Raw genomic sequence first — 10,753 nt, forward strand, 5'->3', positions numbered from 1 at the left:
CCATGTAGGCAACAAAGAGTAAATCGCCCCTAGGCAGAACCCGAAGGGCAGCGCCTGTTTGGCATTGATGCTGCGTTATCGCCTATTTATGGGGAATAACCACACCACAAAGGCTCTGCCTTGCCCAAATACCAAACAGACTGCTGCAAATTCAACCTTGAAAGGTTAACAGACCCTAATAACATAAAAGATAAACATGACTAAAAAAACTGTAAAAGCGCAAGGTGAGCGCACCGTTATGGGATTTGACTTTGGTACCAAGAGCATTGGTATTGCTATTGGTCAAGAGCTCACAGGCAGCGCCACCAGCTTAAAAGCGGTGAAAGCCCAAGATGGCATTCCTAATTGGGATGACATTGCTGTACAGGTAAAAGAGTGGCAACCTGACTTAATGGTGGTTGGCTTACCGCTAAACATGGATGGCACCTCACAAGAGGTTACCTTTAAAGCCAAAAAGTTTGCTAATCGTTTGCATAATCATTACGGTATAGCGGTTCATACTCAAGATGAACGCTTAACGACTGCAGATGCAAAGGCACGGTTATTTGAACGTGGTGGTTATAAAAACTTAGGTAAAGGCAACGTAGATAATATGTCTGCGGTGATTATTCTAGAGAGCTTTTTTGAAGCCAGTTATGGTGAATAAAGCACTTAACACACATAAAAAAGCGCCTAAGGCGCTTTTTTTTATGTGGGTTAAGACTAAGTCATATTACCTTTATCATCAAGGCCATCAATGGTCACACCTTGTAAGAAGCCTGCGCCTTGCTGCTCGTTATTACGTAGTTTTATCATTAAACGTAAGTCATTTGGCGAATCCGCATGATGAAGTGCATCGGCATAGTTAATCCGTTGCTGTCTGTAAAGCTCAAACAGCGCTTGGTCAAAGGTTTGCATGCCCATCTCTGTTGATTTGGCCATGGTTTCTTTAATGCCACCAATATTACCGTTTTTAATTAGCTCACTGACCATTGGCGTATTAAGTAATACCTCAATGGCAGCAACACGCCCTTCCCCATCAGAGGTCGGAATAAGTTGCTGAGCAATGATAGCGCGTAAATTTAATGCTAAGTCATATTTAAGCTTATCGTGCTTTTCTTTTGGTACTAAGTGCATAATGCGGTCAATAGCTTGGTTAGCATTGTTGGCATGCAGGGTGGCAACACATAAGTGACCCGTTTCTGCAAAGCTCAACGCATATTCCATGGTTTCTTGCGAACGAATTTCACCAATTAAAATAACATCAGGCGCTTGGCGCAAAGAGCTTTTAAGTGCCGATTCAAAACTTTCAGTATCTAAACCCACTTCACGTTGGGTAATAATACTTTTTTTATGTTCATGAACAAATTCAATCGGATCTTCTATGGTTAAAATATGCCCACGTTGATTGCGATTTCTATAACCAATAAGTGCCGCCAAAGACGTTGATTTACCGGTTCCCGTACCACCTACAAATAACACGAGTCCGCGCTTTGACATAATCACATCGGTCAATGCAGAAGGTAATCCAAGCTCTTTAACATCGGGAATTTTAGTGACGATTCGGCGAATAACCATGCCCGCTCTGTCGCGTTGCCAAAAAGCCGAAATACGAAAGCGCCCTTCGCTAGTTGCAATCGCAAAGTTACATTCTTTAGTGTTATGAAACTCTGCTTTTTGTTTTTCACTCATCGCTGATTCAACTAACTCTAGCGCTTGCTCATCTGTTAATTTATCGTCATTAAGAGGAGTTAGCTCGCCGTTAATTTTAGCGCTAATAGGAAGTTGGCTCGATACAAATAAATCAGAGCCTTTTTTGTCGATCATTATTTGTAAAAAGTGATTTAGAGATAAAGTCATAATAATTCCTTAAGCGCTAAACTGCGTCTTATCTTGTGCTTTTGTATACGCCGCTGAGTGAGTGATAATGCCACGGTTAACTAAGCTTGTTAAACATTGATCCATGGTTTGCATGCCCTGCGACGCACCGGTTTGAATCGATGAGTACATTTGAGCAATTTTATCTTCACGAATTAAGTTACGAATAGCAGGCGTTGCCAACATGATTTCGTGTGCAGCCACTCGCCCTCCACCGACCTTCTTGATCAGTGTTTGTGAGATAACCGCACGAAGTGATTCAGAAAGCATAGAGCGGATCATGTCTTTTTCTTCACCAGGGAATACATCAATAATACGGTCAATGGTTTTAGGTGCCGACGTGGTATGCAAAGTGCCAAACACTAAGTGACCAGTTTCAGCAGCAGTCATAGCAAGGCGAATAGTTTCTAAGTCTCGTAACTCACCCACTAAAATAACATCAGGGTCTTCACGCAATGCACTTCGCAGCGCATTAGAAAAACTATGTGTATCGCGGTGAACTTCACGCTGGTTAATTAAGCTGAGTTTATTATCGTGCACAAATTCGATAGGATCTTCAATGGTCAGTACATGGTGATGTTTATTTTGATTTATATAGTCCACCATGGCTGCAAGTGTAGTCGACTTACCTGAGCCTGTAGGGCCGGTAACTAATACTAAGCCTCGTGGGTTATCTGAAATTTGTTTAAATATTTCCGGCGCGCCCAAATCTTCAAGTGTCAATACATCACTCGGGATTGTACGAAACACAGCAGCAGGACCACGATTAGAGTTAAAGGCATTTACACGAAAACGTGCTAAATTAGGGACTTCAAAAGAAAAATCCACTTCGAGATTTTGTTCATAGTCCTTACGCTGGTTATCGTTCATAATGTCATAAACCAGACTGCTGACTTCTTTATCTCCAAGTGCTGGTATATTAATTCGTCGCACATCGCCATCAACACGTATCATAGGTGACACCCCTGATGATAAGTGCAAATCTGATGCTTTATGTTGCACACTAAATGCCAATAATTCGGTGATATCCATTTATGACTCCACAACTAACTGATAAATATATGGTTACAATAGCAGAACGACTCACATCCGCCTACGCTAGAATTGCAGAGGCAGCGCACAAAGCACAACGTAATAGTAACGATATTACGTTACTTGCAGTATCTAAAACCAAACCCGCTACTGATATTATGGCAGCTTATGAGCAAGGGCAACGTCAATTTGGTGAATCTTATGTTCAAGAGGCTGTAGATAAAATAGCGCAACTAGACACATTTAGCGATATTGTTTGGCATTTCATTGGCCCTATTCAGTCAAATAAAAGTGCTTTAGTCGCTGCCAATTTTGCTTGGGTGCAAAGTGTAGACAGACTTAAAATAGCCAAGCGATTAAACAGTCAACGCCCTGAGACAATGCCGCCACTGAATGTACTTATTCAAGTCAATATTAGCGAAGAAGAAGCAAAGTCTGGTTGTCACCCCAATGAAATCACTGAGCTGGCGCAATATATAGATCAATGTGCCCATTTACAGTTGCGCGGACTGATGGCTATTCCCGCTAAAAGCGACGATGCTAACACGCAAATTCAATATTTTGAGCAATTACAAACTTGCTTTGATAAACTACAGACCCAATATCCTCATATAGATACATTGTCGATGGGGATGAGTAACGATGTAGAGGCTGCCATAGCGGCAGGTTCAACCATGGTGAGGATCGGCACAGATATTTTTGGAACACGAACTTAAAAGGTGATAACAGACATATGTCAGATAAAAAAATCGCATTTATAGGCACAGGTAATATGAGCTACGCCATCATTGGTGGCATGGTAAAAAACGGCTTTAACGCAAATAATATTATTGCGACTAACCGCAACCAAGAAAAACTAGCTAAAGTAGCTGCCGACTTTAAGGTGCAAACCACCAGTGACAATAACGAAGCTATGCGCGATGCCGATGTCATTGTTTTGTCTGTTAAACCACAAATGATGGGCGATTTATGCCAATCATTTCAAGATTCAGGTGTCGACTTTAGCGATAAATTATTTATCTCAGTCGCGGCAGGCTTAACCGTTAAGCGCTTACGTGAAATGCTTGGTCAAGATGTAAAAATGGTGCGTTGTATGCCAAATACGCCATCATTACTTGGTCGTGGTGTATCTGGCTTATATGGTGCAGGCGAAACCCAAAGCGAGCATGAGTTTGTACAGCAAGTATTTGAATGTACAGGCATTGTTGTATGGGTTGAAAAAGAGTCGCAAATAAACGACGTGATTGCTGTTACCGGCTCTTCACCGGCTTACTTTTTCTTATTTATGGAAGCCATTGAAGAAAAAGCCAAAGCGCTTGGGTTTAGTGATGAAGACGCACGCCGCTTAGTGCAGCAAACCGCCCTTGGCGCAGCTGAAATGGCACTTAGCCAAACTGATATTAGCATTTCACAATTACGTTCAAATGTGACATCAAAAGGCGGTACCACGCATGCAGCCGTTGAGCATTTAAAAGCACAAGGTTTAACTAAAACCGTAGGCGATGCAATGGATGCGTGTATTGCGCGTGCAGTGCAAATGGAACAAGAACTTTAAAACCATTTTTTATTGAAGGTTATACTATGAATGCCATGCAATTTTTAATTAGCACCTTGTTTGATCTATTTTTAATGGTGGTACTACTGCGTTTTTGGCTACAGTGGGCAAAAGCCGACTTTTACAACCCAATGAGCCAATTTGTGGTCAAAGCCACTTCGTTTGCAGTTAACCCGCTGCGAAAAATCATTCCAGGGCTAGGCGGGCTTGATTTTGCCTCTTTGTTGCTGGCATTTATAGTGGCTGCGGCAAAAATAAGTACCCTAATGTGGCTTATTTATAGCTCTTGGGCTATTCAGCCTGTGCTTATACAGGCGCTAATAACTGTTTTAAAAGAAGGTTTAAATTTAGTCTTTTGGGTATTAATCATCCGCGCTATTTTAAGCTGGGTAAGCCAAGGCTATAACCCAATTGAAGCGGTATTCCATCAGCTTACTGAGCCAATGTTAAAGCCCATCCGTAAAATTTTACCGCCATTAGGGGGATTAGATTTATCGGTACTGGTACTAATCATCGGCATTCAGTTTTTACAAATGCTGCTAATGGACCTTTTAGCTTAAGCACAACGTAATATAAAAGAGGCCTAGCGCCTCTTTTTTACATACTCAGGAGTTAACCATGCAACGTTTAATAAAGTTTTGTTTTATTGCTTGTCTCGCCTTAGCATTTAATGCACACAGCGCACAAGAACAAGGCGCTCAATATAAAGAACTAGGCCCTTGGCAAGTTCATTATATAGCCTTTCCATCAACGTTTATTCAGCCACAAATAGCCAAAACATATGGCTTGGAACGCAGTGGCTACAAAGGTATTGTTAATATTTCCATCTTAAAAAATGATACTGATAAAACAGCGCAAAAAGCGACATTACAAGGCACCGCTAGAAATTTATTAGGCAATAAACAAAGCCTCAACTTTAAAGAAGTCGTTGAAGGCGATTCAATTTATTACCTAGCACAAGTAGATTATACCAACGAAGAAATTTTACGTTTTGAAATTGAAATCCAACAAGGTAACCAGTTCCAAACATTAAAGTTTCAGCAAAAATTTTACGTAGATTAAATATGACCAACACCTTAGTACTTGCAACCGGCAATCCCGGCAAAGTAAATGAGCTGGCTAACATGCTCAGCTCACTTAATATTAATGTTGTACCGCAAAGCGACTTTAACGTGAGCGACGTGGCCGAAACAGGCACCACGTTTGTAGAAAACGCGATAATTAAAGCACGTCATGCAGCTAAAATTACCGGACTGCCTGCTATTGCTGATGATTCGGGATTAGAAGTTGATAGCTTAAATGGCGCACCCGGCGTTTACTCTGCCCGCTTTGCAGGTAAAGGCGCAAGTGATCAAGATAATATCGATAAATTACTGGCTGATTTAGGCGATAGCCCTAACCGACGCGCTCGTTTTTGGTGTGTATTGGTACTGATGCGTCACGCCGACGACCCTACCCCACTTATTTGCAGTGCTAGCTGGGAGGGCGAAATAACCCTTAGCCAACACGGTGAAGGTGGCTTTGGCTACGATCCTATCTTTTTTGTGCCATCAGAAAATTGCACCAGTGCAGAGCTGACAAAAGCGCAAAAAAATGCTCTGAGTCATCGTGGGCAAGCACTTAAAATGTTACTGCAAGAGCTACAACACAAAGGCGGCCTGTGAACCTTCCTCCACTAAGTTTATATGTGCATGTGCCATGGTGCGTGCAAAAATGCCCGTACTGCGATTTTAATAGCCACGGGCAAAAAGGTGACATCCCTGAAGCTGAGTATGTGCAGCATTTAATCGACGATTTAAAAGCTGATTTACACTTAGTACAAGGGCGTAAAATTCACAGTATTTTTATAGGTGGCGGCACACCAAGCCTATTAACCGGCGCGGCATACACCCGTTTACTCAAGGAAGTAGATAGCCTAATTGGCTTAACCGATAACTGTGAAATAACCCTTGAAGCAAATCCCGGCACAGTAGAAACTGGCCGTTTCAAAGATTATGTAAAAGCCGGCATTAACCGTATCTCTATCGGCGTGCAAAGCATGCAGGACGATAAGTTAAAAGCCCTAGGTCGAATTCATGGTGCCGATGAAGCCAGTTATGCTGCACAGCAAGCCAGTGAAGCAGGGTTAAATAGCTTTAACCTTGACTTAATGCATGGCTTACCAGGGCAGTCTCTTGATGATGCACTGAGTGATTTAAAACAAATTATTGCCCTGAGCCCACCACATATTTCTTGGTATCAGCTCACCATTGAGCCTAATACACAATTTGCTTCAAAACCGCCCACGTTGCCGCAAGATGAAACCTTATGGGATATTCAAGAACAAGGCCAAGCATTATTAGCACAAGCAGGCTATCAGCAATACGAAATATCAGGATATGCAAAACCGGGCTTTCAATGCCAACATAACTTGAATTATTGGCGGTTTGGCGATTATCTTGGTATTGGCTGTGGCGCCCATGGTAAGGTTACTGATGCGAAAACGAGGGTGATAACACGCACTGAAAAGGTTAAACACCCACGGGGCTACATGGACATTATTAAGCCCTACTTGTACAAAAGCTGGCAAGTAGAACAAGACGACTTAGCGTTTGAATTTTTTATGAATCGCTTTCGTTTAATAGAGCCATGCCCGATTGAAGACTACAGTGCACTGACTAATCAGCCATTACAAAGCCAACAAGCAGCTTTGAATAAAGCCATTAACACAGGTTTATTAATAGAAAAAGACGGCCATTGGCAAGTAAGCCTTAGAGGCCATCGCTTTTTAAATGACCTGCTAGAATTGTTTGTATAACGCTTTTGGCGTTATACGCATGTAAAGTAAACACATGAAAAATTAAAATACCCTAATGGGTTTCTAACAACAAAAGGGAAACGAATGCGTAAACTTACTCTAATTGCTGCCACGGTAAGCGTGGCACTGCTTGCAGGTTGCCAACAAGCAACACAACAATCAACGCCTGCACCTGCGGTTCAAGCTCAACCTGTTCAAAGTGAAATTGATAAAGCGAATGCTTTTTTTGAAGACACTTTTAATCGTGATGTAATGAGCAGCCCAGTTTATCAAACCTATATGGGCATCAAAAAAGATTACGATAAATGGGATGACAACAGCGAAGAAAAAGCCCTTAAAGACTTGGCACAAACTAAAGCCGATTTGGTCACCCTCAACAGCATTGATCGTGCGCAATTAGATACAGCAACCCAAGTAAGTTATGATTTAAAAAAACAAGATTTAGAAGCCAGCATTGCTGATTTCAAATGGCGTTACCATAACTACCCAGTAAACCAAATGTTTGGTACGCACTCTATGGTGCCGGCTTTTTTAATCAACCAGCATCAAATTAGCAACGTAAAAGAAGCCAACGATTACATTGCTCGTTTAAATGGGGTACCGGGTGTATTTGATCAGCTTATTACTGGCTTAGAAATTCGCGCAGATAAAAACATCATCGCGCCTAAATTTGTATTTCCACACGTCATTGATTCAAGCAAAAACATCATTAAAGGTGCGCCGTTTGAACAAGGTGAAGATTCTACGCTTTTAGCTGACTTTAAACGCAAAGTTAATGCCTTAGAAATAGACCAAGCTGAAAAAGATGCACTTATTAGTAAAGCGACTGAAGCATTAAAAACAGCGGTTAAACCTGCTTACTCTAAGTTAATTAACTACATTGCACAGTTAGAAAAACGTGCTGATGACCGTGACGGTGCTTGGAAATTCCCTAATGGCGAAGCGTTTTACAATAACGCACTGAAACGCACCACCACCACAGACCTTACAGCAAAAGAAATTCATGCCATTGGCCTTGCTGAAGTATCACGTATTCATGATGAAATGCGTGCCATTAAAGATAAAGTCGGTTTTGAGGGCGACTTAAACGCCTTTATGCAGTTTATGAAAACCGACAAGCAATTTTATTTAGCTAACACTGAAGCTGGTAAAGCACAGTACTTAAGTGAAGCTAAAGGCTTAATTGATAACATGAAAACACGCTTAGATGAGCTGTTTGTTGTAAAACCAAAAGCCGACATGATTGTAAAACGTGTTGAAGCATTCCGTGAAAAAGCGGCAGGTAAAGCGTTTTATCAACAACCTGCGCCAGATGGTTCTCGCCCAGGTATTTACTACGCCAACCTATACGACATGGAAGCAATGCCTACATACCAAATGGAAGCCTTGGCTTATCATGAGGGGATTCCGGGTCACCATATGCAAATTGCCATTTCACAAGAACTTGAAGGTGTACCTAAGTTCCGTAAATTTGGTGGTTACACAGCCTACATTGAAGGCTGGGGGTTATACTCAGAATTACTACCAAAAGAAATGGGCCTTTACGAAGACCCGTATTCAGATTTTGGTCGCTTAGCCATGGAATTATGGCGTGCATGTCGTTTAGTGGTTGATACCGGTATTCACGCAATGAAGTGGACTCGTCAAGAAGGTATTGATTACTACGTTAACAACACCCCTAACGCCACTTCTGACGGTGTAAAAATGGTTGAGCGTCATATTGTAATGCCATCTCAAGCAACGGCTTACAAAGTAGGTATGCTGAAAATTTTAGAACTACGTGAAGATGCTAAAATGCAACTTGGCGATAAGTTTGATATCCGCCAGTTCCACGATGTAGTGCTTAAAAATGGCCCTGTACCATTAAACGTACTAGAAAACTTCGTTAATGAGTGGATTGCCAGCAAACAAGCTTAATTTTTAAGTATTTACTTAAAGGTATAAAAGGTCGCAATTGCGGCCTTTTGTTTTATAAAACAAAAAATTAAGCTAGGATAAAGTTGGAACTCAAGGAGAACAGAATGGATCTAAGCATACAGCTACTCAATGCGCGTATTAAACAACAGCAGTTTGATGAGCTAGATAACGATTTTAAAAAGCTCACTGAGGCACAGCAAGTAATACAGCTTAATTACCTGTTTGAAAGTGCGCTACGCATGAGTATTAAATACGATTTTATGCAAAACATCGCCGTGCGTATTTTAACCACCAATACGCCACCAGCGCCGTTTATTGAAAAACTAACCAGTTTAGACACACTGAGTTTTTTTACGCCTGCACTTAAATTAAATAAGGGATTTATTAGTACAGACGACTCTGGCAATAACGCCCTGCATAATGTATTTAAGCAAGCAATGCCCACACAACTGCCTTTTAACTATGTTCGCTCGTTAATGTTATTTGAATCTAACGAAGAGTTACTACATGCATTAGCACATACAAATAAGCAAGGGCTCACTCCGGTTGCCAGTTACATCGCCTATGCACATAAGCCAAACATTCCGGTAAAACATGAATTTTCGGCCTTGCTCGCATTAATAGAAATAGAGCAAAAACAAAATCCTGCAGCAAAATTACAAATACTTGAGGCATTAAAAAATAATCCCCCAAGCGAGATAACCTTGCTACTGAGCGCCGCTTATTTACAGCGCTCTACTGAACAAGTGGCGGCTCTAATCTGATAAGTAATATTCTACGCTGGTAACAACACGTACGTTTTTAATTTGCGGCGTGTTTGAATCCCGATCGCTAATGCTAAACTGCCCTTGGCGAGCGGTTTTAATTTTACCTAAGCGTGAATTTGAATCTTTAGCAAATTTATCTGCCACTTCTCGGGCTTTTTCTGTGGCTTCTTGCACCATGGCTGGTTTTATATCGTTAAGCCCAGTAAAAATATACTCAATACGGGTTTGATAGTTGTCTTGCACAATAGCTATATTTTGTTTAGCTAGCTGACTCACTTTGCTCAGTGCGTTTTTAACTTTATCAGGAGCATTGGAGTAAACAATAATATTTGAGCTAATAACATACCTAAACTTTTGGTTATCATTCGCGTATTCACGGGCTTGCTTATCAATAATAGATTGAGTGCCTGTCGATATTTCTTGATCATCAAAGCCGTGTAACTTTAAAAAAGCAATCACCGCATCATTTTTTTGCTCAACTCGCTCAACAAGCTTTTCAAGATTATTGTCGGCATCGTTAAACTGCAAAGGCCAAATAACGGTATCAGCCACAACTTCACGTTCAGCTAACCCTTTTACCTGCACCGTGCGCTCCATCCCTTTAATATCAAGCGCAGCCCCTTTTATAATAAAACCCAATGCAATTAGGCCAATGCTTAAACACGCCGCTGCCATAACAACGGTTACATTCGATATTTTATTCACTTCACTCTCCTTGATTAGGGTCTGTTGACCTTTGCGGATTAAAACTTGTTCAAACTAGGGGCGATTTAATCGCGGCGCGAGGTTTGTAACCTAGTGGGCTAAGTAAAAACCGAGCAACAAAGA

At 41.3% G+C, this 10,753-nt stretch carries 12 protein-coding genes; 9 read left to right on the top strand and 3 right to left on the bottom strand.

Annotated features, from left to right (window positions below; all coding sequences use genetic code 11):
- Positions 1–196: 196 nt before the first annotated feature.
- Positions 197–646, top strand: coding sequence for a Holliday junction resolvase RuvX (gene ruvX / locus CWC14_RS16630; RefSeq protein WP_010391588.1), 450 nt, complete (start codon positions 197–199; stop codon positions 644–646).
- Positions 647–702: 56 nt separating this feature from the next.
- Here ruvX and CWC14_RS16635 read toward each other — a convergent pair whose 3' ends face one another.
- Positions 703–1,839, bottom strand: a complete 1,137-nt coding sequence (locus CWC14_RS16635; RefSeq protein WP_138563995.1) for a PilT/PilU family type 4a pilus ATPase — start codon at positions 1,837–1,839, stop codon at positions 703–705.
- A 9-nt stretch (positions 1,840–1,848) separates the two neighbouring features.
- Positions 1,849–2,889, bottom strand: coding sequence for a type IV pilus twitching motility protein PilT (locus CWC14_RS16640; protein WP_138563997.1), 1,041 nt, complete (start codon positions 2,887–2,889; stop codon positions 1,849–1,851).
- Between the two features lie 2 nt (positions 2,890–2,891).
- Here CWC14_RS16640 and CWC14_RS16645 point away from each other — a divergent pair, with 2 nt between their 5' ends.
- The 8 genes from CWC14_RS16645 (at position 2,892) to CWC14_RS16680 (ending at position 9,922) form a co-directional block, all read left to right on the top strand.
- Positions 2,892–3,605 (top strand): YggS family pyridoxal phosphate-dependent enzyme, encoded by a 714-nt coding sequence (locus CWC14_RS16645; protein WP_024600821.1) that lies wholly within the window; start codon positions 2,892–2,894, stop codon positions 3,603–3,605.
- A gap of 17 nt (positions 3,606–3,622) precedes the next feature.
- Positions 3,623–4,444 (top strand): pyrroline-5-carboxylate reductase, encoded by an 822-nt coding sequence (gene proC, locus CWC14_RS16650; protein ID WP_024600822.1) that lies wholly within the window; start codon positions 3,623–3,625, stop codon positions 4,442–4,444.
- Positions 4,445–4,470: 26 nt separating this feature from the next.
- On the top strand, positions 4,471–5,004 hold the full coding sequence (locus CWC14_RS16655) for a YggT family protein (RefSeq protein WP_138563999.1): 534 nt from the start codon (positions 4,471–4,473) through the stop codon (positions 5,002–5,004).
- A gap of 58 nt (positions 5,005–5,062) precedes the next feature.
- The gene (locus CWC14_RS16660; RefSeq protein WP_138564001.1) at positions 5,063–5,506 is read left to right on the top strand and encodes a DUF4426 domain-containing protein; all 444 of its coding nucleotides are present in this window, start codon (positions 5,063–5,065) and stop codon (positions 5,504–5,506) included.
- 2 nt (positions 5,507–5,508) lie between these two features.
- On the top strand, positions 5,509–6,108 hold the full coding sequence (locus CWC14_RS16665; RefSeq protein ID WP_138564003.1) for an XTP/dITP diphosphatase: 600 nt from the start codon (positions 5,509–5,511) through the stop codon (positions 6,106–6,108).
- Positions 6,105–7,241 carry a radical SAM family heme chaperone HemW gene (gene hemW, locus CWC14_RS16670; RefSeq protein WP_138564005.1) on the top strand — a complete coding sequence of 379 codons (1,137 nt, stop codon included), beginning with the start codon at positions 6,105–6,107 and terminating at the stop codon, positions 7,239–7,241. The genes CWC14_RS16665 and hemW overlap by 4 nt, the downstream gene beginning before the upstream one ends.
- A gap of 84 nt (positions 7,242–7,325) precedes the next feature.
- The gene (locus CWC14_RS16675; RefSeq protein ID WP_138564007.1) at positions 7,326–9,158 is read left to right on the top strand and encodes a DUF885 domain-containing protein; all 1,833 of its coding nucleotides are present in this window, start codon (positions 7,326–7,328) and stop codon (positions 9,156–9,158) included.
- A 104-nt stretch (positions 9,159–9,262) separates the two neighbouring features.
- Positions 9,263–9,922: a hypothetical protein gene (locus CWC14_RS16680; protein ID WP_138564009.1), complete on the top strand. Its 660-nt coding sequence runs from the start codon at positions 9,263–9,265 to the stop codon at positions 9,920–9,922.
- Here CWC14_RS16680 and CWC14_RS16685 read toward each other — a convergent pair.
- Positions 9,914–10,630: an SIMPL domain-containing protein gene (locus tag CWC14_RS16685; RefSeq protein WP_008467710.1), complete on the bottom strand. Its 717-nt coding sequence runs from the start codon at positions 10,628–10,630 to the stop codon at positions 9,914–9,916. The genes CWC14_RS16680 and CWC14_RS16685 overlap by 9 nt on opposite strands.
- Positions 10,631–10,753 lie beyond the last annotated feature (123 nt).

Origin of the sequence: Pseudoalteromonas sp. S3260 (genome assembly GCF_005886925.1) — a bacterium.
Lineage (GTDB): Bacteria > Pseudomonadota > Gammaproteobacteria > Enterobacterales > Alteromonadaceae > Pseudoalteromonas > Pseudoalteromonas tetraodonis.